This is a genomic window from Streptococcus oralis, assembly GCF_023611505.1.
Lineage (GTDB): Bacteria > Bacillota > Bacilli > Lactobacillales > Streptococcaceae > Streptococcus > Streptococcus oralis_CT.
Map to the genome: position 1 here is coordinate 57,990 of NZ_CP097843.1, position 24,704 is coordinate 82,693.

Genomic DNA, 24,704 nt, shown 5'->3' on the forward strand with positions numbered 1-24,704 from the left:
GGAGGAAATATGAAACTAGAATATGGCTCAAAATCACAGGAATTTGATGCAAGTGGAACAGCATCAGCTACCAAGGTCACACTTGTCAACTCAAATGGTGCTATCGTACCTATCTTGTTACCTGCTGATAAAATCAGCCTATCAAATAGCGAACTTTTTGAGTTAGCTATTGAGGCTCTTTATCAAGAGAATTTTCCAAATCGTGCTGAAAATGAGAAATTCAGCCAGGTGGATGCGCAGCTCAAGCAAAATAAGGAAATGGCAACTAAGGTAGAGCAAGCGGCCGTGGAAAACAAGGAGAACCTTGACACGGTTTCAGCTATCACTGAGGTTCTCATCGCCCTAGCCATCTCTCAAAATGGGGGTATGCCTACTTATGCTTACAACAAAGTGGCTGAGTTCATCAAACCGCTTGTTAAAAGTACACGGTATGGAAACGGCGATATCGTCGCTATGCCATATCCGTTTGACACCAATCCGAAATGGCCAAAAGGAACCAAGACTATTTTCAAGTTCCAAATGCAAGCCACAGAAGGCTACACTTGGAAAGAACAGGCTCTTGCTGAGATGCTTCAGCAAGGTGTGCTGACCGTAGTCATGCCACGTATTGAGTAAAAGGAGGTTATATGCCAATTGAAGAAGCTGAAAAAATCGCTCAAAGTCAGGTAGCTTGGGCGATTTTGTTTATCTTACTTTTCTTTATTATCATTCGATATCTTATCAAGACCTCGGACAAGCGAGAGAAGAAGATTATGGATTTGCACGAGCAATCAAAGGCCGACTCTAACAGACGAGAAGAGCGTTTGATGACTCACCTGGAAAAAACTACTACAGAATTAACCACAATCACTCACGCGGTCGGAGATATTCAAAAAGAAATGGTCCGCATGAACGACCGCATGGAAGAAATCGAAAAAGGAGAATAACACATGCAACAAATTACTGAAATCATTATCGTTTCAGCTACTGGAATCTTGACTGTTTTGGCTGGTATCGCGGTCAAATCGATTAAGGATTTTTTGATTAAAAAAGGCGGTGAAAAGACCATCAAGATTGTCGAAATCCTTGCTAAGAACGCGGTCAACGCTGTGGAGCAAGTAGCTCAAGAGACAGGCTTCAAGGGCGAGGAAAAGCTGGAACAAGCCCGTACGAAAATCCGTGCTGAACTCAATAAGTACAATATCAGCATGACTGATAAGGACTTGGATACATTCGTTGAGTCAGCAGTCAAACAGATGAATGATGCGTGGAAAGGGGAATAATAATGGATATTGATACAAGTAGACTAAGAACTGACTTACCACAGGTGGGGGAGCAACCATACAGACAAATTCATGCACACTCAACAGGAAATCCAAATTCAACTGCCCAAAACGAAGCGGACTATCATATGCGTCGTCCTGTTGATTCTGGCTTCTTCTCTCACGTTGTCGGCAACGGCCGTGTGATGCAGACCTGGTACACAGACATGGGAGCTTATGATGTAGGTGGAGGCTGGAACGTTGAAGGCTATGGACAAGTAGAATTGATTGAGAGCCATGCTACTAAGGAAGAGTTCATGCGCGATTATAAGCTATATGTTGAACTACTGCGAAACCTTGCTGATGAAGCAGGAATTCCGAAAACGTTGGATTCTGATAGTTTGGCTGGAATTAAGACGCACCAATACTGTACGTATAACCAGCCACGAAACTACTCTGACCACGTGGATCCGTATCCTTATCTTGCAAAATGGGGCATCAGCCGTGAGCAGTTTAAAAAGGATATCGAAGGTGGCTTATCTGAAGCTGGCTGGAAACGCAATGAAACCGGCTGGTGGTGGGAGGAGTCAGATGGCTCGTATCCGACAAAACGCTGGAAGAAAATCAACAATGAGTGGTTCTACTTCGATGAACGTGGATACTGCCTAATCAACCGTTGGTTCAATGATGGCAAAGATTGGTTCTATCTTGACAAACGTGGCGCAATGGTCACAGGCTGGATGTTCCTCAACCATCGATGGTATTTCTTCAAATCAGACGGTCGCATGGCCACTGGTTGGGTGAAATACCGTGAAACCTGGTATTTTATGGAAGAAAAAGATGGCTACATGCTCTCTAAACAATTCATTAAGTCAGGCGATGGCTGGTACTATTTGAAAGCCAACGGTGAACTTCACACAGACCCAGCATTCAAAACAGAACCAGACGGGCTTATCACTATCGTCGATAAACCAAAAGAAGAAAAATAAAAACAGAAAGAATTTCAAAATAGATTACACTAGCCCGCAGGCTCAGGCTTGCGGGCTTTTTTTGTTTTATAAGGGGCAAAAAAGGGGCAAAAATGTCGTAAATCTCTGTAAAACGATGTAAAAAGTCAACTTTGCTCTCGCTTTAAAGCTCTAAATTTCAACGTATTGTGAAACAGTGTAAATTATCGTATCACCTATAACTGTTGTGTGCTCTTTTTTCGTGCTTTTTCCGAATAAATAAGATAGAATAATCTAGAATAAATGATAATAGAAAAGAGAAAAATATGAAAATTCGTGGTTTTGAATTGGTTTCGAGTTTTACAGATGAAAGTTTGCTACCTAAGCGTGAGACGGCTCATGCAGCTGGTTACGACTTAAAGGTTGCTGTGCGTACGGTTATTGCGCCAGGAGAGATTGTCTTGGTTCCGACAGGTGTTAAGGCCTATATGCAGCCGACAGAAGTGCTCTATCTCTATGACCGTTCATCAAACCCTCGCAAGAAGGGTTTGGTTTTGATTAACTCAGTTGGGGTCATTGATGGGGATTATTATGGAAATCCTGGGAATGAAGGCCATATCTTTGCTCAGATGAAAAACATTACTGAACAGGAAGTCGTCCTCGAAGTTGGAGAACGTGTAGTCCAGGCTGTCTTTGCACCATTTTTGATTGCAGACGGAGATGAAGCGGATGGCGTGCGGACTGGTGGTTTTGGGTCAACTGGACACTAAGATGAAGATTATCTTTGTACGTCATGGGGAGCCAGATTACCGTGAGTTAGAGGAGTGTTCCTACACTGGCTTTGGATTAGATTTGGCTCCTTTGTCTGAGAAAGGAAGGCGACAAGCTCAGGAACTTTGCCAAAATCCTTTGCTTGGCTCAGCTGATATACTGGTGTCTTCTGCAGTGACGCGAGCATTAGAAACGGCTTCTTATCTTACTTGTGCTACGGGCCTTCCTTTAAGAGTAGAGCCTTTATTGCATGAATGGCAGGTTTACGAAAGTGGTATAGAGAATTTTGAAAAAGCACGTACTCTGTTTTTAGAAAACAAGGGGGAGTTGCTTCCTAATAGTCCTATTCAGTATGAGACAGCTGAAGAGATGAAGGTGCGTTTTTTGGAAACTATGATAAAGTACCGAGACTACCAGACAGTGCTAGTTGTCGCTCATCGAATGCTCATGCGCCAATTTGTACCAGACGAGAAGATTGATTTTTGCCAAGTGATTGAATGTGAGGTAGAAATTTAGAAAGAGGTTTATCATCGCAAAGAAAAAAGCGACATTTGTGTGTCAAAATTGTGAATATAATTCACCTAAGTATCTAGGGCGCTGTCCAAACTGTGGAGCTTGGTCTTCTTTTGTAGAAGAGATCGAGGTTATCGAGGTTAAGAATGCGCGTGTGTCCTTGACAGGTGAAAAAACCAAGCCTATGAAACTGGCTGAAGTGACTTCAATCATCGTCAATCGAACCAAGACGGAGATGGAGGAATTCAACCGTGTACTTGGAGGCGGAGTGGTACCAGGGAGTCTCGTCCTCATCGGTGGGGACCCAGGGATTGGGAAATCAACCCTTCTCCTACAAGTTTCTACCCAGTTGTCTCAAGTGGGGACCGTTCTCTATGTCAGTGGGGAGGAGTCTGCTCAGCAGATTAAGTTACGAGCAGAGCGCTTGGGGGATATTGATAGTGAGTTTTATCTCTATGCAGAGACCAATATGCAGAGTGTTCGAGCTGAGGTAGAGCGTATCCAACCTGACTTTCTCATCATCGACTCTATCCAGACTATTATGTCTCCTGAGATTTCTGGAGTGCAAGGGTCAGTTTCTCAAGTGCGAGAGGTGACAGCTGAGCTCATGCAGCTGGCCAAGACTAATAACATTGCTATCTTTATCGTAGGGCATGTGACCAAGGAAGGAACCTTGGCTGGTCCGCGTATGTTGGAGCATATGGTAGATACGGTGCTTTACTTTGAAGGGGAACGCCACCATACCTTCCGTATCTTGAGAGCAGTCAAAAACCGTTTTGGATCCACTAATGAGATTGGCATCTTTGAGATGCAGTCGGGCGGATTGGTTGAGGTACTCAATCCGAGTCAAGTTTTCCTAGAAGAGCGTTTGGATGGGGCTACTGGCTCGTCAATCGTTGTGACCATGGAAGGGACCCGTCCGATTTTGGCGGAGGTCCAGGCTTTGGTAACACCGACTATGTTTGGAAATGCTAAACGCACGACGACAGGACTTGATTTCAATCGTGCGAGTCTGATTATGGCTGTTTTGGAAAAACGAGCAGGGCTTCTCTTGCAAAATCAGGATGCCTATCTCAAATCTGCTGGCGGTGTCAAATTGGATGAACCTGCGATTGACTTGGCTGTTGCGGTTGCCATTGCTTCGAGCTACAAAGACAAGCCTACCAATCCTCAGGAATGTTTTGTAGGTGAACTGGGCTTGACGGGAGAGATTCGACGCGTGAATCGTATCGAACAACGCATAAATGAAGCGTCAAAACTAGGCTTTACTAAGATTTATGTACCTAAGAATTCCTTGACAGGAATTACTCCACCCAAGGAAATTGAAGTCATTGGTGTGACGACGATTCAGGAAGTTTTGAAAAAGGTCTTTGCATAATCCGTGACAAATCCTCTTAAAAATGATAAGATAGGAGAAATATTTGATTATCAAATTTTTGAGGAGGGAATCGTGTCGTATTTTGAACAGTTTATGCAAGCCAATCAGGCTTATGTTGCCCTACATGGGCAGTTAAATCTGCCACTTAAACCCAAAACCAGAGTAGCTATTGTGACCTGTATGGACTCACGTCTGCACGTTGCGCAAGCTCTAGGTTTGGCCCTTGGGGATGCCCATATCCTACGGAATGCGGGTGGTCGAGTAACTGAGGACATGATTCGTTCACTGGTGATTTCCCAGCAACAAATGGGGACTAGAGAGATTGTGGTGCTTCACCATACAGACTGTGGAGCTCAAACCTTTCAAAATGAAAGTTTTCATGAACATTTGAAACACGAGCTCGGAGTTGATGTGTCTGATCAAGATTTTTTACCATTCCAGGATGTTGAAGAGAGTGTGAGAGAGGATATGCAATTGCTTCGAGAATCTCCACTGATTCCTGATGATGTGGTTATTTCAGGTGCTGTCTATGATGTGGATACAGGAAGTATGAGAGAAGTATACTAACTTTGTCTCGAAAAAATTTCATCCTAGCATAAAATCGATTGTTAAAATGTAGTGATTTTAATTTTAATACAGCTAATATAAAATAGTAAAAACAAGGGTATAAATGTTTGCCCTTGTTTTATTTTTGATTGAAAAATAAAGGAAAAAGCGCTACAATGGTAGATGGAAAATGTTGTGTAAAAAACAAGTGATACATAAATACCGGAGGAAATCATGTCTTTTTCTGATTTAAAGCTGTTTGCCCTTTCTTCTAATAGAGAATTGGCAGAGCGTGTGGCGCAAGAAATTGGGATAGAGTTGGGGAAATCGACTGTTCGCCAATTTTCAGATGGGGAGATTCAGGTCAACATCGAAGAATCAATCCGTGGAAAACACGTCTTTATCCTACAATCAACGAGTTCACCTGTAAATGATAATTTACTTGAAATTTTGATTATGGTGGACGCATTGAAGCGTGCTAGTGCAGAATCTGTCAACGTTGTCATGCCTTACTATGGCTATGCACGTCAGGATAGAAAAGCGCGCGCACGTGAGCCAATCACTGCAAAACTCGTTGCAAACATGCTAGAAGTTGCTGGGGTAGATCGTTTGTTGACGATTGATTTGCACGCTGCGCAAATTCAGGGATTCTTTGATATTCCTGTAGATCACTTGATGGGTGCTCCATTGATTGCGGACTATTTTGAACGTCGTGGCATGGTTGGCTCTGACTACGTGGTTGTCAGCCCAGACCATGGTGGGGTAACTCGTGCTCGTAAATTGGCAGAGTTTTTGAAAACTCCGATTGCAATTATTGACAAACGCCGTAGTGTAGACAAGATGAATACCAGCGAGGTGATGAACATCATCGGTAAGGTCGAAGGCAAGACTTGTATCTTGATTGACGATATGATTGATACAGCTGGAACAATCTGCCATGCAGCAGATGCACTTGCTGAAGCAGGTGCTGTTGAAGTTTACGCAAGCTGTACGCACCCAGTTCTTTCTGGACCAGCTATGGACAATATCCAAAAATCAGCTATTAAAAAATTGGTTGTTTTGGATACTATCTACCTACCAGAAGAGCGTTTGATTGATAAGATTGAACAAATTTCGATTGCTCATCTTCTGGGCGATGCTATTATTCGTATCCACGAAAAACGTCCTCTTTCTCCATTATTTAGTATCGAGAAAAAAATCTAAACTTTCACTTGAATAAACGAATTTCCTGGCAAGCTTTTTCTCTTGCTAGGAATTTTTTTGTAGTCAAAATCTGCAAGCCTTTTCAAAATATGCTATACTGAGAAAAAAGGAGGATTTCTATGAGCCAAGAATTTATCAATCCAAGTGATGGTGTGGTACGTCAGTATCTTGCAACCAGTAAAACGTTAGCAGTAGTAGGCTTGTCCGATCGTGAAGAAACAACTAGCAATCGAGTGACCAAGGAAATGCAGGCTCGGGGCTATAAAATCATTCCAGTCAATCCCAAGGCTGCAGGTGGGGAAATCCTGGGAGAAAAGGCTTATACGAGTCTAGCTGAGATTCCTTTTCCTGTGGATATTGTCAATGTATACCGACGGAGCGAGTTTTTGCCAGATGTGGCGCGTGATTTTCTCAAGGCTGATGCCAAGATTTTTTGGGCGCAATTAGGACTTGAAAATCTAGAAGCGGAAGAAATCTTGCGTGCTGGAGGATGCGATGACATCGTGATGAATCGCTGTATCAAGAGAGAACATACTCGCTTAATTCTTGAGCAATAAAAAGGTAGCCATGGGCTACCTTTTGTATTATAAAGTACCAATCAATGCTTGCATACCAAGACTGGTGAGGATGATGGCAATCCAGCAAAGAGCTCCGAGGACAATAGATTTACCACTGGATCTAACCATGGCAATTAGATTGGTTTTGAGACCGATAGCACTCATGGCCATGATGATAAAGAATTTAGAGAGTTGTTTGAGAGGGGTAAAGAAACTACTGGACACACCAAGAGAGGTAAGTAGAGTCGTTAAGATAGAGGCCAGGATAAAATAAAGGATAAAAAGTGGGAAAACTTTTTTCAGTTGTACGCCTTGTTTATTTTCTTGTTGGCGACTTTGCCAGTAGGAGAGAAAGAGAGTGATGGGAATGATCGCTAAGGTGCGTGTGAGTTTAACAATGGTTGCAGACTCGAGGGTATTGGTCTGATAAAGACTGTCCCAGGCACTAGCTGTGGCCGTTACAGAAGAAGTATCATTGACCGCAGTTCCTGCAAAGAGGGCAAAGCCGTCATTAGATAGGTGAAGCCAGGTTCCTAGAGTTGGAAAGATGAGCGCAGCCAAGATATTGAAGAAAAAGATAACGGAAATGGCTTGGGCAACCTCCTTTTCTTTGGCATGGATAACGGGTGCTGTCGCAGCAATGGCAGAGCCACCACAGATAGAAGAACCCACACCAATCAAGGTAGCCAGTTTTGTGTCTAGTGCAAAGAAACGCTGGAAGAGGTAGGCGACGATTAAGGAAATCGAAATGGTGGAAAGGATGACAGGGAGTGAGGTTTGTCCGACTGCAAAGACTTGCGAGATATTGAGACCAAAACCAAGCAAGATGACGGCATACTGGAGTAATTTTTTGGAACTAAAGGTCAAACCTGCATCTAGTTGTTTGTAGGGCGAGAGCCAGGGGTGTAGGAGCATTCCTATAAAGATTGCAAAAACGGGTGCACCCACGACGGGGAAAAGTCCTCCTAGAAACCAAGAAATGATAGAAATGAGAAGGCAGGCCAAGATGCCTGCTCCATTTTTTGATAGAAATGACATAAAAACCTCCAATCATAATCTGTTACCATTATAGACCTGTAAACGGGAAAAGTAAAATAGAAAGTGGAAAGCTATTCTATAATGTATTTTTGCGGTCGGGGGGCTTTTGTAGTATAATAGAGATACGTTTTGAGAGTAGGAGGTATCTATGGACTTAACTAAGCGCTTTAATAAACAATTAGATAAGATTCAAGTTTCGTTGATTCGCCAGTTTGACCAGGCTATTTCGGAGATTCCTGGGGTCCTGCGTTTGACCTTGGGGGAACCTGATTTTACAACGCCAGATCATGTTAAGGAAGCGGCTAAGCGGGCCATCGACCAGAACCAATCCTACTATACAGGGATGAGTGGTCTGTTAACATTACGTCAGGCAGCCAGTGATTTTGTAAAAGAAAAATACCAGCTAGATTACAATCCTGAAAATGAAATCTTGGTTACAATTGGGGCGACAGAGGCTTTATCGGCTACTTTGACAGCTATTTTGGAAGAGGGAGATAAGGTGCTCTTGCCAGCTCCTGCCTATCCAGGTTATGAGCCAATTGTCAATCTAGTTGGGGCAGAGGTTGTCGAGATTGATACGACTGAAAATGGTTTTGTCTTGACTCCTGAGATGTTGGAAAAGGCCATTTTGGAGCAAGGCGACAAGCTCAAGGCTGTCATTCTCAACTATCCGGCTAATCCGACAGGAATTACCTATAGTCGGGAGCAGTTGGAAGCCTTGGCAGACGTTTTACGCAAGTATGAGATTTTTGTTGTCTGTGATGAGGTTTACTCAGAATTAACCTATACAGGCGAAGCCCATGTATCTTTGGGAACTATGCTGAGAGACCAGGCTATTATTATCAATGGTTTATCTAAGTCTCATGCTATGACAGGTTGGCGTTTAGGCTTTATCTTTGCTCCTGTGGCCTTTACAGCTCAGTTAATCAAGAGTCACCAGTACTTGGTAACTGCCGCAAACACTATGGCTCAACATGCTGCGGTGGAGGCTTTGACCGCTGGTAAAAACGACGCGGAGCCTATGAAGAAGGAGTACATCCAGCGTCGAGATTATATCATCGAGAAGATGACTGCTCTTGGTTTTGAGATTATCAAACCAGACGGAGCCTTCTATATCTTTGCTAAGATTCCAGCAGGTTACAATCAAGACTCCTTTGCTTTTCTGAAGGATTTTGCTCAGAAGAAGGCTGTTGCCTTTATTCCGGGTGCTGCTTTTGGTCAGTATGGAGAAGGCTATGTGCGTCTGTCTTATGCAGCCAGCATGGAAACGATCAGAGAGGCTATGAAACGACTTGAGGAGTACATGAGAGAAGCATGATTCAGTCTATCACGAGTCAAGGCTTGGTGCTCTACAATCGTAACTTTCGTGAGGATGACAAGTTAGTCAAGATTTTTACCGAGCAAGCGGGCAAGCGCATGTTTTTCGTCAAACACGCTGGTCAGTCCAAACTGGCCCCTGTTATTCAGCCCTTGGTATTGGCTCGGTTTCTCTTGCGAATCAATGATGATGGACTCAGCTATATCGAAGACTACCATGAGGTGATGACCTTTCCCAAGATTAATAGTGATCTCTTTGTTATGGCTTATGCGACCTATGTGGCTGCCCTTGCAGATGCTAGTTTGCAGGATAATCAGCAGGATGCTCCCCTGTTTGCTTTTTTGCAAAAGACTTTGGAGTTGATGGAAGCAGGATTGGATTATCAGGTTTTGACCAATATTTTTGAAATTCAAATCTTGACCCGATTTGGAATTGGGCTCAATTTTAATGAGTGTGTCTTTTGCCATCGGGTCGGTCAGGCTTTTGACTTTTCTTTTAAATATGGAGCCTGCCTCTGCCCAGAGCATTATCATGAAGATGAGAGACGTTGTCATCTGAATCCCAATATCCCTTATCTGCTCAATCAATTTCAAGCTATTGATTTTGAGACCTTGGAGACTATTTCGCTCAAGCCTGAAATCAAGCAAGACTTGCGCAAGTTTATAGACCAAATCTACGAAGAGTATGTTGGAATTCACCTAAAATCAAAGAAATTTATTGATTCCCTAGCCGACTGGGGACAATTACTAAAAGAGGAAGACAAATGAAAAAAATCGCAGTAGATGCTATGGGGGGCGATTACGCACCTCAAGCTATCGTTGAGGGTGTCAATCAAGCCCTTGCTGACTTTTCAGATATTGAGATTCAACTCTATGGAGACGAAAGCAAAATCAAGCAATATCTAACAGCGACAGAACGCGTCAGCATTATTCATACGGATGAGAAGATTGATTTTGATGATGAGCCTACAAAAGCTATTCGTAAGAAGAAAAATGCCAGTATGGTATTAGCGGCTAAGGCAGTCAAAGAAGGAGAGGCAGACGCTGTCCTCTCGGCTGGGAATACAGGTGCCTTGTTGGCTGCAGGATTCTTCATTGTGGGTCGTATCAGGAATATCGATCGTCCTGGGCTCATGTCGACCTTACCGACCATTGATGGCAAAGGCTTTGACATGCTAGACCTTGGAGCCAATGCAGAAAATACAGCTCATCATCTGCACCAATACGCTGTTTTGGGTTCCTTTTATGCGAAAAATGTTCGTAGAATTTCGAGACCACGTGTTGGTTTGCTCAATAATGGAACAGAAAGTAGCAAGGGTGATCCCCTTCGTAAGGAAACCTACGCCTTGCTAGCAGCGGATGAAAGCTTGAATTTTGTCGGAAACGTGGAAGCGCGTGATTTGATGAATGGCGTTGCGGATGTTGTTGTGGCAGATGGTTTCACGGGAAACGCTGTGCTCAAATCTATTGAAGGGACAGCCATGGGTATCATGGGCTTGCTTAAGACAGCTATCACAGGTGGTGGTCTTCGAGCGAAACTAGGTGCTCTTCTTCTCAAGGATAGCCTTAGAGGTTTGAAAAAGCAACTCAATTATTCAGATGTTGGTGGAGCAGTCTTGTTTGGTGTTAAGGCACCGGTTGTCAAGACTCATGGCTCAAGTGATGCCAAGGCTGTGTATAGTACGATTCGCCAGATTCGTACTATGCTAGAAACAGACGTAGTTGCCCAGACTGCGCGTGAATTTTCAGGAGAATAACAAATGACAGAAAAAGAAATTTTTGACCGTATTGTAACCATTATCCAAGAGCGACAGGGAGAGGACTTTGTCGTGACAGAATCTTTGAGTTTGAAAGACGATCTCGATGCGGACTCAGTTGACTTGATGGAGTTCGTCTTGACACTAGAAGATGAATTCGGAATTGAAATCAGTGATGAGGAAATTGACCAACTGCAAAGTGTAGGAGATGTGGTAGCAGTTGTCAAAAGTAAAGAATAGCAAAAAGCAACATGATTTGCATGTTGCTTTTTTGTTTGTAGAAAAAAGAAAAATTTTTAGTAGAAATTGCGAATAAAGAGATGAGAAAGAAAAAGGAGGAACGTTTATGTATGTTACCGGTTTTTATCCGTGGTTCATTAAGTGGTTTTTAAAATAAAAATGAATGAGTTGCTCATTTTCGAATTGTTTTTCGAATAGATAGGTAAGGAAAAAGGGAAGGAGACTACGCGATGTATTTACCAATCTTATTGCCATGGTTTATCAAATGGTATTTGAAATAAATGAAATTTACCTGTTCATTTTAAATCACTTTTCGAATAGATAAGTGAGAAGAACAGGAGGGAGAGAAAAAATGATTTCAGTTATTTTTCCAATCTGGTTTTTAAAATGGTTTAAAGCCTAGAGACCATAAACTAAAAAAATAAAAATAAAGGAGAAAAAAGATGACAAACTTTGACAAAATGGAACAGAACTTTGCAGCTCTTACAGAAGAAGAGTTGACGGATGTGAATGGGGGATTGATTATTACAGCAGCTGGAATTATTTTAGCAGGAAAAGTAGCAGGTGCTGTGGTTACAATTGGAGGAGCTCTTTATGGAGCAGGATATGCTATTGGAAAAGCATTGCGACCTTAATATGATTAGAAAGGAGGCTTAACAATGAAACAATTTCAAGAATTATCTTTTCAAGAACTTGAAGAGGTTCAAGGCGGTGTTATTACATTAACGATAGGTACGGTAGTGCTTGTAGGCTGGAAAGCAGTAGCAGCTTATGGAGCAGCGGCTACTGTAGCAGGAGGTACACTTGGATTGGGAGTCTATAATGGATACAGAGGGCGTTAGACTATGAACAATCGGAACCTTAATCTCAATACACTCTTACCCAAATTAGCTACTATAGTTCCTTTCTTGGCTATAGCTCTCAATCTTGTACTTCATGTGATTCGTACAGGTTCATTAGTATCCTTTGATTGGCAATGGACTGTAGTTGGTTTACTTGCTTCGGGCTATTTTGGTATTTTTTGTAAGGATTTGACGAAAAATAATCAAAACTATAAAAGATCAATCTGAATGAAAAGGATTTTATGCATGTAAATGGTGGAGTTTTCCCGCCTTTCTTTTCAGGTAAATAGGAGTCTATCATGAAAAAATTCTTATTAGGATTTGCTGAGGGGTATTTTGTCGTATCGATCATTATTTATATCGCAACGTATTTGATTATGAAAAATCCGATCAATACCTTGTTTTATCCAGAAACCTATCCAATTCTACTTGGTCTGTTTTATCTAGGATACAAGTACAAAACAAAAGAAAGTAAAATAGGGAATTGATGAACCATCAGATCGGAGTTTGAGATGAAAGTCGTTCAATTACTACAAAAAGCTTGGCCAGAGTTTATTGTATTGTTTAGCTCAATGGCTTATCTAATGATTAGAATTGTGGCTGATGTAAACAAAATAAATTTACCTACATGGTTTGAATGTTTTGATATACCTACGATTTCATTATTTTTGATGACCTTTATCTTACTTTATAAAAGTAAAGAAAATATCATTTCAGAATAATTTATTTCTGGGCATTCATTTTTTAACGGTTGCTTTAAGCAGGCAGAACTTTCGTTCTGCCTTTTTACATTTAAATGATAGTTTATGCTTTTTAAAGTGCGTTTTAGGCGTAAAAATAGTTTTTTCAGAAATAATTCCCTTATTTCTTCCTTGTTTGGTTAAAATAATCTTACAAAGTTTTTAGAGATTATTAGAAAAAAGGAGATGGATATGAAATTTGGGAAAAGGCACTATCGTCCCCAGGTGGATCAGATGGATTGCGGTGTGGCTTCCTTGGCCATGGTCTTTGGCTACTATGGTAGTTATTACTCCTTGGCTCACCTGCGAGAGTTAGCCAAGACGACTATGGATGGGACAACTGCTTTGGGTCTTGTCAAGGTGGCAGAAGAAATTGGCTTCGAGACGCGCGCTATCAAAGCGGATATGACGCTCTTTGATCTGCCTGATTTGACTTTTCCTTTTGTAGCCCATGTGCTCAAGGAAGGGAAATTGCTCCACTATTATGTGGTGATTGGTCAGGACAAGAAGACGATCCACATCGCTGATCCAGATCCTAGTGTTAAGCTGACGAAGATTTGCCGTGAGCGATTTGCGCAAGAATGGACAGGGGTCAGTCTCTTTATGGCACCGTCTCCAGACTACAAACCTCACAGGGAGAAAAAACAAGGGCTCCTATCCTTCTTGCCAATCTTACTCAAACAGCGTGGCTTAATTACCAATATCGTTCTAGCGACACTCTTGGTAACCTTGATTAACATTGTGGGTTCTTATTATCTGCAGTCGATCATTGATACCTATGTGCCAGATCAGATGCGTTCGACGCTGGGGATTATTTCTATTGGGCTGGTCATCGTCTATATCCTCCAGCAAATCTTGTCCTATGCGCAGGAATATCTTTTACTTGTTCTGGGGCAACGGTTGTCAATTGACGTGATTTTGTCTTATATCAAGCATGTTTTTCACCTGCCAATGTCCTTTTTCGCGACACGCAGGACAGGGGAAATCGTTTCTCGTTTTACAGATGCTAATAGTATCATTGATGCGCTAGCTTCGACCATTCTTTCTATCTTTTTGGATGTGTCAACGATTTTGATTATCTCGCTTGTCTTGTTTTCACAAAATATAACACTCTTTTTCATCAGTCTGCTTGCACTTCCCATTTATACAGTGATTATATTTGCCTTTATGAAGCCTTTTGAAAAGATGAATCGGGACACTATGGAAGCCAATGCGGTTCTGTCTTCTTCTATCATCGAGGACATCAACGGTATTGAGACCATTAAGTCTTTGACTAGTGAAAGTTCACGCTATCAAAAGATTGATAAGGAATTTGTGGCTTATCTGAAAAAATCCTTTACCTACAGTCGGGCAGAAAGCCAGCAAAAGGCTCTGAAAAAAGTTGCCCAGCTTCTTCTCAATGTTGCCGTTCTTTGGATGGGAGCTGTTCTGGTCATGGATGGCAAGATGAGTTTGGGGCAATTGATTACCTATAATACTTTGCTTGTTTACTTTACCAATCCTTTGGAAAATATCATCAACCTGCAAACCAAACTTCAAACAGCGCAGGTTGCCAATAATCGCTTAAATGAGGTTTATCTGGTAGCTTCGGAGTTTGAGGAGAAGAAAACAGTAGAAGATTTGAGCATGATGAAAGGGGATATGGCTTTCAAGCAGGTTCACTACAAGTATGGCTACGGTCGAGATGTTTTGTCGGATATCAATTTGACCATTCCGCAAGGTTCTAAAGTGGCTTTCGTGGGGATTTCAGGGTCAGGCAAGACCACCTTGGCCAAGATGATGGTTAACTTTTACGACCCTAGTCAGGGAGAGATTAGTCTGGGTGGTGTCAATCTTAATCAGATTGATAAAAAAGCCTTGCGCCAGCATATCAACTATTTGCCTCAACAGCCCTATGTCTTTAACGGAACGATTTTGGAGAATCTTCTCCTTGGAGCCAAGGAGGGGACGACACAGGAGGATATTCTGCGAGCAGTTGAATTGGCAGAGATTCGGGAGGATATCGAGCGGATGCCACTGAATTACCAGACAGAATTGACTTCGGATGGCGCAGGTATTTCTGGTGGCCAACGGCAGCGAATCGCTCTGGCGCGAGCTCTTTTAACGGATGCACCTGTTTTGATATTGGACGAAGCGACCAGCAGTCTGGATATCTTGACAGAGAAGCGGATTGTGGATAATCTTATGGCTTTAGACAAGACCTTGATTTTCATTGCCCACCGCTTGACCATTGCTGAGCGGACAGAGAAAGTTGTTGTCTTGGATCAGGGCAAGATTGTCGAAGAGGGAAATCATGTGGACTTACTGGCTCGAGGTGGATTTTACGCCCATTTGGTCAATAGCTAGAAAGAGGAGAAGATGCAACCAGAATTTTTAGAAAGTGCGGAGTTTTACCATCGTCGTTACCATAATTTTTCCAGTCGAGTGATTTTACCTATGTCACTTCTGCTCGTGTTTTTACTTGGATTTGCAGTTTTTGCAGAGAAGGAGATTAGTTTGTCTACCAGAGCGACTGTCGAACCTAGTCGGATCATTGCCAACATCCAGTCAACTAGCAATCAACGGATTGTGGCCAACTATCTGGAAGAAAACAAGTTGGTCAAGCAAGGCGAACTACTCGTTGAGTACCAGCAAGGGGCGGAGGCTGTCCAGGTCGAAGCATATGCCAGTCAATTGGAGATGTTAAAGGATCAAAAAAAGCAGTTGGGTTATTTGCAATCCAGTTTGAAAGAGGGGAGTGATCAATTTCCAGAGGCGGATAAGTTTGGATATCAGGAGATGTTTCGAGACTATCTCAGCCAAGCTAGTAGTCTGAGGAGCAATGTTTCACAGCAAAATGAGACCATCGCGTCCCAGAATGCAGCGGCTAGTCAAACCCAAGCTGAAATCGGGAACCTCATCAGTCAAACAGAGGCTAAAATTCGCGATTACCAGACAGCTAAGTCGGCTATTGAAACAGGTGCTTCCTTGACCAGTCAGAATCTAGCCTACTCTCTCTACCAGTCCTACAAGTCTCAGAGGGAGGAAAATCCGCAAGCTAAGGCTCAGGCTGTTGCACAGGTTGAAGCACAGCTTTCTCAGTTAGAATCTAGTCTTGCTACTTATCGTGTTCAGTATGCAGGTTCGGGAACCCAGCAAGCCTATGCAACGGGACTGGATAGTCAACTGGAATCGCTCAAGTCCCAGCACCTAGTCAAAGTCGGTCAGGAATTAACTCTTTTGGATCAGAAAATTTTAGAAGCAGAGTCGGGTAAGAAAGTCCAAGGAGGTCTCCTAGAGAAGGGGAAGATTACAGCAAGCGAGGATGGGGTGCTTCACCTTAATCCTGAGACCAGTGAATCTACGATGGCTGCAGAAGGAACCCTGCTAGCCCAACTCTATCCATCTTTGGAAAAAGAAGGAAAAACCAAACTCACAGCCTATCTCAGTTCAAAAGATGTTGCTAGAGTTAAGATTGGAGACTCTGTCCGTTATACTACGACTAATGATGCGAAGAATCAAATTTTCCTGGATTCCACTATTACAAGTATTGATGCGACAGCTACAAAGACTGAAAAAGGAAATTTCTTTAAAATTGAGGCGGAAACCCATCTGCCCCCTGAGCAGGCTGCAAAACTTCGCTATGGCTTAGAAGGCCGCCTGCAGATGATCACAGGAAAGAAAAGTTATCTCCGTTATTTTTGGGATCAATTTTTGAATAAAGGCTAATATTCGTGTTTTTCAGAGGATAAATGATTTTAAAACTGTAAGAGGAGCTTATCTTGCAGTTTTTCTTTACGCTTAAAATAGGAAAAACGTTATTTATTCGTAAAAACCTTGAATTTTTCATGCTTTTATGTTAGAATGTGCTCAAGTAAAACGAAAGGCGAACTTTAAAATGTCAAAACAACTGATCTATTCGGGAAAAGCCAAGGATATCTATACAACTGAGGATGAAAATCTCATTATTTCAACTTACAAGGACCAGGCAACTGCCTTCAACGGTGTCAAGAAGGAGCAGATTGCGGGCAAGGGAGTGTTAAATAATCAGATTTCATCTTTTATTTTTGAGAAATTAAATGCGGCTGGTGTAGCGACTCACTTTGTGGAGAAAATTTCGGACACGGAACAGCTCAATAAAAAGGTTGAGATTATTCCTTTGGAAGTTGTGCTCCGCAACTACACAGCTGGTTCCTTTTCAAAACGTTTTGGCGTAGAAGAAGGTATCGCATTTGAGACTCCGATTGTCGAATTTTACTATAAAAATGATGATTTGGATGATCCCTTTATCAATGACGAGCATGTGAAATTCCTTAAAATTGCGGATGACCAGCAGATTGCCTACTTGAAGGAAGAAACCCGTCGTATCAATAAACTTTTGAAAGCTTGGTTTGCTGAGATTGGTCTTAAATTGATTGACTTTAAGCTAGAGTTCGGTTTTGACAAGGATGGCAAGATTATCTTGGCAGACGAATTTTCACCAGATAACTGCCGTTTGTGGGATGCAGATGGCAATCACATGGACAAGGATGTTTTCCGTAGAGGTCTCGGAGAATTAACAGACGTTTACGAGATTGTCTGGGAGAAATTGCAGGGTTTGAAATAATCTGTTTGCAATACTCTCAAGGTCGTTGGGAACATTGCAAGAGCTGAAATAAAGGAATAAGAATTGATGGATAAACGTATTTTTGTTGAAAAAAAGGCCGATTTTCAGGTTAAGTCAGAGAGTTTGGTAAGAGAACTCCAGCACAACTTGGGGCTTTCAACCTTAAAAAGTATTCGCATTGTGCAAGTTTATGATGTTTTTGATTTGGCAGAGGACTTGTTTGCACCTACAGAGAAGCACATCTTCTCTGAGCAGGTGACGGATCATGTCTTGGATGAAGCGGCTGTGCAAGCAGATCTTGCTAACTATGCTTTCTTTGCCATTGAAAGCCTGCCTGGTCAGTTTGACCAGCGTGCAGCTTCTTCACAGGAAGCTTTGCTTTTGCTGGGAAGTTCGAGTGATGTTATGGTCAATACAGCCCAACTTTACTTGGTTAATAAAGATATTGATGCTGCTGAGTTAGAAGCGGTCAAGAACTACCTGCTCAATCCAGTGGATTCTCGTTTTAAGGACATCACGACAGGGATTGCCAAACAGGAATTTTCAGAGTCAGACAAGACCATTCCAAAATTGACTTTCTTTGAAAGCTATACAGCAGAAGACTTTGCCCGCTACAAGGCCGAGCAGGGGATGGCCATGGAAGTGGATGATTTGCTCTTTATCCAAGACTACTTCAAGTCAATCGGGCGCGTGCCAACAGAAACAGAGCTCAAGGTCTTGGACACTTACTGGTCTGACCACTGCCGTCACACGACTTTTGAGACAGAGTTGAAACAGATTGATTTCTCAGCATCTAAGTTCCAAAAACAATTACAGGCAACCTATGATAAGTATATTGCCATGCGTGAGGAGTTGGGGCGTTCTGAAAAACCGCAAACCTTGATGGATATGGCGACTATTTTTGGTCGTTATGAGCGTGCTAATGGTCGTTTGGACGATATGGAGGTGTCTGACGAAATCAATGCCTGCTCGGTTGAAATCGAAGTGGACGTTGATGGTTTCAAGGAACCTTGGCTCCTCATGTTCAAAAACGAAACCCACAACCACCCAACGGAAATTGAACCATTTGGTGGGGCTGCTACTTGTATCGGTGGCGCCATTCGTGACCCATTGTCAGGCCGTTCTTATGTTTACCAAGCCATGCGTATCTCAGGCGCGGGTGACATTACAACGCCGATTTCAGAAACGCGCGCTGGGAAATTGCCACAACAAGTCATTTCGAAGACAGCGGCTCATGGTTATTCTTCATATGGTAACCAAATTGGTCTTGCAACGACTTACGTTCGTGAATACTTCCACCCAGGCTTTGTAGCTAAACGTATGGAGCTAGGTGCCGTTGTTGGTGCTGCTCCTAAGGAAAATGTAGTCCGTGAAAAACCGGAAGCGGGGGATGTGATTATCCTTCTTGGTGGTAAAACAGGTCGTGATGGTGTCGGTGGTGCGACAGGTTCTTCTAAGGTTCAAACAGTTGAGTCTGTAGAGACTGCTGGTGCTGAGGTTCAAAAGGGGAATGCCATCGAAGAACGCAAGATTCAGCGCCTCTTCCGTAATGGTGAGGTTACCCGCCTCATCAAGAAATCCAACGACTTTGGTGCGGGTGGTGTCTGTGTGGCCATCGGTGAATTGGCAGACGGTCTTGAAATCGACCTCAACAAAGTGCCTCTTAAATACCAAGGCTTGAATGGTACAGAAATTGCCATCTCTGAATCACAAGAACGGATGGCAGTCGTGGTTCGTCCTGAGGATGTAGATGCCTTCGTTGCAGAATGTAATAAAGAAAATATTGACGCGGTTGTGGTTGCGACAGTGACTGAAAAACCAAATCTAGTCATGCACTGGAATGGTGAAACGATTGTTGACTTGGAACGCCGTTTCCTTGATACCAATGGTGTGCGTGTCGTTGTCGATGCCAAGGTTGTGGACAAGGATGTCAAACTCCCAGAAGAACGCAAGACAAGTGCTGAAGCCCTTGAAGCGGATACTCTTGCGGTTCTATCTGACATCAACCATGCGAGTCAAAAAGGCTTGCAGACCATCTTTGACTGCTCGGTCGGTCGTTCTACGGTCAATCACCCACTTGGCGGTCGTTACCAATTGACACCGACTGAGGCTTCTGTGCAGAAATTGCCAGTTCAACATGGTGTAACTCACACTGCGTCAGTCATGGCTCAAGGCTTTAACCCTTATGTAGCAGAATGGTCTCCATACCACGGTGCTGCCTATGCAGTAATCGAAGCAACTGCTCGTTTGGTGGCTGCTGGTGCCAACTGGTCTAAGGCTCGCTTCTCTTATCAAGAGTATTTTGAGCGCATGGACAAACAAGCAGAGCGTTTTGGTCAGCCAGTAGCAGCTCTTCTAGGCTCTATCGAAGCACAAATCCAGCTTGGTTTGCCATCTATCGGTGGTAAGGACTCTATGTCTGGTACCTTTGAAGAATTGACAGTGCCACCAACCTTGGTAGCCTTTGGGGTGACAACAGCAGATAGCCGTAAGGTCCTTTCTCCAGAATTTAAGGATGCTGGTGAAAATATCTACTACATCCCAGGTCAAGCTCTTTCTGCGGAGATTGATTTTGACTTGATTAAGTCTAATTTTGCTCAGTTTGAAGACATCCAAGCTGATCACAAAGTGACATCTGCATCAGCTGTTAAATACGGTGGTGTCCTTGAAAGCTTGGCTCTTGCTACTTTTGGAAATCATATCGGTGCAGAGGTGCTTTTGCCTAAACTTGAAATGGCTTTGACAGCTCAGTTAGGCGGATTTGTCTTCACGTCTCCTGAAGAAATCGTTGGAGTGGAGAAAATCGGTCAAACGAAAGCAGATTTTACACTCCTTGTCAACGGTGTGAAGCTAGATGGACACAAGCTTGACAGTGCCTTCCAAGGGACATTGGAAGAGGTTTACCCAACAGAATTTGCCCAAGCGAAAGAACTGGAAGAAGTACCTGCTGTGGCATCAGATGCTGTGATTAAAGCCAAAGAAACAGTTGAAACACCTGTGGTTTACATCCCAGTATTCCCAGGAACCAACTCAGAATATGACTCAGCCAAGGCTTTTGAAAAAGAAGGTGCAGAGGTTAACTTGGTGCCATTCGTGACACTCAATGAAGAAGCTATTGCCAAGTCAGTTGAAACCATGGTTGACAACATCGACAAGGCTAACATTCTCTTCTTTGCAGGTGGTTTCTCAGCTGCGGATGAGCCGGATGGATCAGCTAAGTTTATTGTCAATATCCTGCTCAATGAAAAAGTGCGTGTAGCGATTGATAGCTTTATCGCTCGTGGTGGCTTGATTATTGGTATCTGTAATGGATTCCAAGCTCTTGTCAAATCAGGTCTTCTTCCATACGGTAACTTCGAGGATGCAAGCAGCACTAGTCCAACCCTCTTCTACAATGATGCCAACCAGCACGTGGCCAAGATGGTGGAAACTCGGATTGCCAATACCAACTCACCATGGTTGGCTGGAGTGCAAGTGGGCGATATCCACGCCATTCCAGTATCGCACGGTGAAGGAAAGTTTGTTGTGACGGCTGAGGAATTTGCAGAGCTCCGTGATAATGGTCAAATTTTCAGTCAATACGTAGACTTTGATGGCAAGCCAAGCATGGATTCTAAGTACAATCCAAATGGTTCTGTAAATGCCATCGAAGGAATTACCAGCAAGAATGGTCAAATCATCGGTAAAATGGGACACTCAGAACGTTATGAAGATGGTCTTTTCCAAAATATTCCAGGAAATAAGGACCAGCACCTGTTCGCGTCGGCTGTGCGTTATTTCACAGGGAAATAAAAGGTATAAAAAATGACATACGAAGTAAAATCTCTTAATGAAGAATGTGGTGTTTTCGGTATCTGGGGGCATCCAGATGCTGCTAAATTGACCTATTTTGGTCTCCATAGTCTTCAGCACCGTGGTCAGGAAGGGGCAGGAATCCTCTCCAATGATCAGGGGAAATTGAAGCGTCATCGTGATATGGGGCTTTTATCAGAAGTGTTCAGAAATCCAGCTAATTTGGATAAACTGACTGGAACGAGCGCGATTGGGCATGTTCGTTATGCGACTGCTGGCGAAGCTTCTGTAGATAATATCCAGCCCTTTCTCTTCCGCTTTCACGATATGCAGTTTGGACTTGCTCATAACGGAAACTTGACCAATGCAGAATCTCTCAAGCAAGAATTGGAACAAAGAGGAGCGATTTTCAGCTCAACTTCCGATTCAGAAATCTTGGCTCACCTCATTCGTCGTAGTCACAATCCTAGTCTAATGGGTAAAATCAAGGAAGCACTTAGTCTTGTCAAAGGTGGTTTCGCTTATCTCTTGATGTTTGAAGATAAGTTAATTGCAGCCCTCGACCCAAACGGCTTCCGTCCTCTTTCTATCGGGAAGATGGCAAACGGAGCGGTGGTGGTTTCGTCTGAAACCTGTGCCTTTGAAGTCATCGGTGCTGAGTGGATTCGTGATGTAAAGCCAGGGGAAATTGTGATTGTGGATGACAATGGTATCCAGTACGATAGTTATACGAATGATACCCAGCTGGCGATTTGCTCTATGGAGTATATCTACTTTGCTCGCCCTGACTCTAACATCCATGGGGTCAATGTCCATACAGCTCGCAAACGTATGGGGGCCCAATTAGCGCGTGAATTCAAGCATGAAGCGGATATTGTGGTTGGTGTACCAAATTCCTCGCTGAGCGCAGCTATGGGATTTGCAGAAGAATCTGGTCTGCCAAATGAAATGGGACTGATCAAAAACCAATACACCCAACGCACCTTTATCCAACCGACTCAAGAATTGCGGGAGCAAGGGGTGCGGATGAAACTGTCTGCTGTTTCGGGTGTTGTCAAAGGCAAACGTGTGGTGATGATTGATGATTCCATTGTTCGTGGGACAACCTCTCGCCGTATCGTTCAGCTTTTGAAAGAAGCAGGTGCGTCTGAGGTTCACGTTGCCATTGGTAGTCCAGCGCTGGCTTATCCATGTTTCTACGGGATTGATATCCAGACGCGTCAGGAGTTGATTGCGGCTAATCATACAGTCGAAGAAACCTGCCAAATCATTGGTGCGGATAGCCTGACCTATCTTTCGATTGATGGCTTGATTGATTCTATCGGCATCGAAACAGATGCGCCGAACGGTGGTCTCTGTGTCGCTTATTTTGATGGAGACTACCCAACTCCTCTCTACGATTATGAGGAAGAATATCGTAGAAGCTTGGGGGATAAGACCAGTTTTTACAAATAGACGGATAAAGACTCTCCATGAAAGGAAAGGAAGAGAAGATGACAAATAAAAATGCTTATGCTCCACGTCTCGCTACTGACTAAAAGCTAAAGCATTTGTCAATAGACGCTTTGTCTTATGGGACCAAAGCTAGAGCCCTGACTAGTATTTTTAGATAAAATAATTGTTTATCTAAAATACGTCGCAATCTTCTCAAAGAAAAGGAAAAATAAAATGGCAAATAAAAATGCGTATGCCCAGTCGGGTGTAGATGTTGAAGCAGGTTATGAAGTTGTTGAGCGGATCAAAAAGCACGTGGCTCGTACGGAGCGTGCAGGTGTTATGGGAGCTCTGGGTGGCTTTGGTGGCATGTTTGACCTTTCAAAAACAGGTGTCAAAGAGCCGGTCTTGATTTCAGGGACTGACGGTGTCGGAACCAAGCTCATGCTGGCTATCAAATACGACAAGCATGACACGATTGGGCAGGACTGTGTGGCCATGTGTGTTAATGACATCATCGCTGCAGGTGCGGAGCCTCTTTACTTCCTTGACTACGTCGCGACTGGCAAGAATGAACCAGCTAAACTAGAACAAGTCGTTGCTGGTGTAGCAGAAGGTTGTGTGCAGGCAGGCGCTGCTCTCATTGGTGGGGAAACGGCTGAAATGCCTGGTATGTATGGCGCAGATGACTACGATCTGGCTGGTTTTGCAGTCGGTGTGGCTGAAAAATCTCAAATTATTGACGGGTCAAAAGTGTCTGAAGGCGATGTTCTTCTCGGACTTGCTTCAAGTGGGATTCACTCAAATGGTTACTCCCTCGTTCGTCGTGTTTTTGCGGACTACACAGGTGAGGAAGTCTTGCCGGAATTGGAAGGCAAGAAACTCAAGGAAGTCCTTCTTGAGCCGACTCGTATCTACGTCAAGGCTGTCTTGCCACTCATCAAGGAAGAGTTAGTCAACGGGATTGCCCACATCACTGGTGGTGGCTTTATCGAAAATGTCCCTCGCATGTTTGCAGCTGACTTGGCTGCTGAGATTGAGGAAAGCAAGGTTCCAGTTCTTCCAATTTTCAAAGCCCTTGAAAAATACGGTCAGATCAAACACGAAGAAATGTTTGAAATCTTCAATATGGGTGTGGGACTTATGCTGGCAGTTAGCCCTGAAAATGTAGACCGTATCAAGGAATTATTGGATGAACCAGTTTATGAAATTGGTAGCATCGTCAAGAAAGAAAACGAAAGTGTCATCATTAAATGAAAAAAATAGCGGTTTTTGCCTCTGGTAATGGCTCAAATTTTCAGGTGATTGCCGAAGAATTTCCGGTGGAGTTTGTCTTTTCAGACCATCGTGACGCCTATGTGCTCGAGCGTGCAGACAAGCTTGGTGTTCTATCCTACGCTTTTGAACTCAAGGAATTCGAGAACAAGGCAGACTACGAAGCAGCCCTTGTCGAACTCTTGCAAGAACACCAGATTGACTTGGTTTGTCTAGCAGGCTACATGAAAATCGTTGGGCCAACCTTATTGGCGGCTTATGAAGGTCGAATCATCAATATCCATCCAGCTTACTTGCCAGAATTTCCAGGAACTCATGGAATTGAGGACGCCTGGAATGCTGGTGTTGCTGAGAGTGGCGTGACCATTCACTGGGTGGACTCCGGTGTGGATACAGGCAAGGTCATCAAACAAGTCCGTGTACCACGGCTAGCTGATGATACCATTGACAGTTTTGAAGCTCGGATTCATGAAGCGGAGTACAAGTTGTATCCAGAGGTTATTAGAGAATTGTTGGATAAGTAAATGA

Annotated in this window: 27 protein-coding genes; 26 read left to right on the forward strand and 1 reads right to left on the reverse strand. The window is 43.3% G+C overall.

Going from position 1 to position 24,704, the window contains the following annotated elements; translation table 11 throughout:
* The first annotated feature begins 9 nt into the window (after nucleotides 1–9).
* The 10 genes from M9H69_RS00380 (at nucleotide 10) to M9H69_RS00425 (ending at nucleotide 7,156) form a co-directional block, all read left to right on the forward strand.
* Complete coding sequence (locus M9H69_RS00380) at nucleotides 10–615, forward strand: DUF1366 domain-containing protein (RefSeq protein WP_250315616.1); 606 nt, start codon at nucleotides 10–12, stop codon at nucleotides 613–615.
* A gap of 11 nt (nucleotides 616–626) precedes the next feature.
* Entirely contained in the window at nucleotides 627–926 is a 300-nt protein-coding gene (locus M9H69_RS00385) for a hypothetical protein (protein ID WP_001810279.1), read from the forward strand.
* A gap of 3 nt (nucleotides 927–929) precedes the next feature.
* Nucleotides 930–1,262 carry a phage holin gene (locus tag M9H69_RS00390; protein ID WP_061864867.1) on the forward strand — a complete coding sequence of 111 codons (333 nt, stop codon included), beginning with the start codon at nucleotides 930–932 and terminating at the stop codon, nucleotides 1,260–1,262.
* Between the two features lie 2 nt (nucleotides 1,263–1,264).
* Entirely contained in the window at nucleotides 1,265–2,230 is a 966-nt protein-coding gene (locus tag M9H69_RS00395) for an N-acetylmuramoyl-L-alanine amidase family protein (protein ID WP_250315617.1), read from the forward strand.
* A 284-nt stretch (nucleotides 2,231–2,514) separates the two neighbouring features.
* Nucleotides 2,515–2,958, forward strand: coding sequence for a dUTP diphosphatase (locus M9H69_RS00400; RefSeq protein ID WP_250315618.1), 444 nt, complete (start codon nucleotides 2,515–2,517; stop codon nucleotides 2,956–2,958).
* A gap of 1 nt (nucleotide 2,959) precedes the next feature.
* The gene (locus M9H69_RS00405; protein WP_250315619.1) at nucleotides 2,960–3,475 is read left to right on the forward strand and encodes a histidine phosphatase family protein; all 516 of its coding nucleotides are present in this window, start codon (nucleotides 2,960–2,962) and stop codon (nucleotides 3,473–3,475) included.
* Nucleotides 3,476–3,488: 13 nt separating this feature from the next.
* Nucleotides 3,489–4,850 carry a DNA repair protein RadA gene (gene radA, locus M9H69_RS00410; RefSeq protein WP_434481180.1) on the forward strand — a complete coding sequence of 454 codons (1,362 nt, stop codon included), beginning with the start codon at nucleotides 3,489–3,491 and terminating at the stop codon, nucleotides 4,848–4,850.
* Between the two features lie 72 nt (nucleotides 4,851–4,922).
* The gene (locus tag M9H69_RS00415) at nucleotides 4,923–5,417 is read left to right on the forward strand and encodes a beta-class carbonic anhydrase (protein ID WP_002876632.1); all 495 of its coding nucleotides are present in this window, start codon (nucleotides 4,923–4,925) and stop codon (nucleotides 5,415–5,417) included.
* Between the two features lie 213 nt (nucleotides 5,418–5,630).
* Complete coding sequence (locus M9H69_RS00420) at nucleotides 5,631–6,599, forward strand: ribose-phosphate diphosphokinase (protein ID WP_000010175.1); 969 nt, start codon at nucleotides 5,631–5,633, stop codon at nucleotides 6,597–6,599.
* 119 nt (nucleotides 6,600–6,718) lie between these two features.
* The gene (locus M9H69_RS00425) at nucleotides 6,719–7,156 is read left to right on the forward strand and encodes a CoA-binding protein (RefSeq protein WP_250315621.1); all 438 of its coding nucleotides are present in this window, start codon (nucleotides 6,719–6,721) and stop codon (nucleotides 7,154–7,156) included.
* 27 nt (nucleotides 7,157–7,183) lie between these two features.
* On the opposite strand, the gene M9H69_RS00430 is transcribed toward M9H69_RS00425, so the two are convergent.
* Complete coding sequence (locus M9H69_RS00430; RefSeq protein ID WP_250315622.1) at nucleotides 7,184–8,194, reverse strand: YeiH family protein; 1,011 nt, start codon at nucleotides 8,192–8,194, stop codon at nucleotides 7,184–7,186.
* A gap of 148 nt (nucleotides 8,195–8,342) precedes the next feature.
* Here M9H69_RS00430 and M9H69_RS00435 point away from each other — a divergent pair, with 148 nt between their 5' ends.
* The 16 genes from M9H69_RS00435 (at nucleotide 8,343) to purN (ending at nucleotide 24,700) form a co-directional block, all read left to right on the forward strand.
* The gene (locus tag M9H69_RS00435) at nucleotides 8,343–9,512 is read left to right on the forward strand and encodes a pyridoxal phosphate-dependent aminotransferase (RefSeq protein WP_000366366.1); all 1,170 of its coding nucleotides are present in this window, start codon (nucleotides 8,343–8,345) and stop codon (nucleotides 9,510–9,512) included.
* On the forward strand, nucleotides 9,509–10,279 hold the full coding sequence (gene recO, locus M9H69_RS00440) for a DNA repair protein RecO (RefSeq protein ID WP_084938702.1): 771 nt from the start codon (nucleotides 9,509–9,511) through the stop codon (nucleotides 10,277–10,279). Before M9H69_RS00435 ends, recO begins: the two co-directional genes overlap by 4 nt.
* Nucleotides 10,276–11,268 (forward strand): phosphate acyltransferase PlsX, encoded by a 993-nt coding sequence (gene plsX, locus M9H69_RS00445; RefSeq protein ID WP_247941856.1) that lies wholly within the window; start codon nucleotides 10,276–10,278, stop codon nucleotides 11,266–11,268. Before recO ends, plsX begins: the two co-directional genes overlap by 4 nt.
* 3 nt (nucleotides 11,269–11,271) lie before the next feature.
* Complete coding sequence (locus tag M9H69_RS00450) at nucleotides 11,272–11,508, forward strand: acyl carrier protein (RefSeq protein ID WP_000136450.1); 237 nt, start codon at nucleotides 11,272–11,274, stop codon at nucleotides 11,506–11,508.
* A gap of 443 nt (nucleotides 11,509–11,951) precedes the next feature.
* The gene (locus tag M9H69_RS00455) at nucleotides 11,952–12,143 is read left to right on the forward strand and encodes a class IIb bacteriocin, lactobin A/cerein 7B family (protein ID WP_000180812.1); all 192 of its coding nucleotides are present in this window, start codon (nucleotides 11,952–11,954) and stop codon (nucleotides 12,141–12,143) included.
* Nucleotides 12,144–12,167: 24 nt separating this feature from the next.
* Complete coding sequence (locus M9H69_RS00460; protein WP_009729537.1) at nucleotides 12,168–12,350, forward strand: Blp family class II bacteriocin; 183 nt, start codon at nucleotides 12,168–12,170, stop codon at nucleotides 12,348–12,350.
* A gap of 3 nt (nucleotides 12,351–12,353) precedes the next feature.
* Nucleotides 12,354–12,578 (forward strand): bacteriocin immunity protein, encoded by a 225-nt coding sequence (locus tag M9H69_RS00465; RefSeq protein WP_080585587.1) that lies wholly within the window; start codon nucleotides 12,354–12,356, stop codon nucleotides 12,576–12,578.
* A gap of 71 nt (nucleotides 12,579–12,649) precedes the next feature.
* The gene (locus M9H69_RS00470) at nucleotides 12,650–12,838 is read left to right on the forward strand and encodes a hypothetical protein (protein ID WP_195217117.1); all 189 of its coding nucleotides are present in this window, start codon (nucleotides 12,650–12,652) and stop codon (nucleotides 12,836–12,838) included.
* Nucleotides 12,839–12,862: 24 nt separating this feature from the next.
* A complete protein-coding gene (locus M9H69_RS00475) occupies nucleotides 12,863–13,072 on the forward strand; it encodes a hypothetical protein (protein ID WP_000869800.1) in 210 nt (69 codons plus the stop codon).
* 210 nt (nucleotides 13,073–13,282) lie between these two features.
* Nucleotides 13,283–15,436 (forward strand): peptide cleavage/export ABC transporter ComA, encoded by a 2,154-nt coding sequence (comA, locus tag M9H69_RS00480; protein WP_084920041.1) that lies wholly within the window; start codon nucleotides 13,283–13,285, stop codon nucleotides 15,434–15,436.
* A 12-nt stretch (nucleotides 15,437–15,448) separates the two neighbouring features.
* Entirely contained in the window at nucleotides 15,449–16,798 is a 1,350-nt protein-coding gene (gene comB / locus M9H69_RS00485) for a competence pheromone export protein ComB (RefSeq protein WP_250315623.1), read from the forward strand.
* Between the two features lie 169 nt (nucleotides 16,799–16,967).
* A complete protein-coding gene (gene purC / locus M9H69_RS00490; RefSeq protein WP_250315624.1) occupies nucleotides 16,968–17,675 on the forward strand; it encodes a phosphoribosylaminoimidazolesuccinocarboxamide synthase in 708 nt (235 codons plus the stop codon).
* A gap of 66 nt (nucleotides 17,676–17,741) precedes the next feature.
* Nucleotides 17,742–21,467, forward strand: coding sequence for a phosphoribosylformylglycinamidine synthase (locus tag M9H69_RS00495; protein WP_250315625.1), 3,726 nt, complete (start codon nucleotides 17,742–17,744; stop codon nucleotides 21,465–21,467).
* A gap of 12 nt (nucleotides 21,468–21,479) precedes the next feature.
* Nucleotides 21,480–22,922 (forward strand): amidophosphoribosyltransferase, encoded by a 1,443-nt coding sequence (gene purF, locus M9H69_RS00500; RefSeq protein WP_250315626.1) that lies wholly within the window; start codon nucleotides 21,480–21,482, stop codon nucleotides 22,920–22,922.
* Nucleotides 22,923–23,135: 213 nt separating this feature from the next.
* Nucleotides 23,136–24,158, forward strand: a complete 1,023-nt coding sequence (gene purM, locus M9H69_RS00505) for a phosphoribosylformylglycinamidine cyclo-ligase (protein ID WP_250315627.1) — start codon at nucleotides 23,136–23,138, stop codon at nucleotides 24,156–24,158.
* Nucleotides 24,155–24,700: a phosphoribosylglycinamide formyltransferase gene (gene purN / locus M9H69_RS00510; protein WP_250315628.1), complete on the forward strand. Its 546-nt coding sequence runs from the start codon at nucleotides 24,155–24,157 to the stop codon at nucleotides 24,698–24,700. The genes purM and purN overlap by 4 nt, the downstream gene beginning before the upstream one ends.
* Nucleotides 24,701–24,704 lie beyond the last annotated feature (4 nt).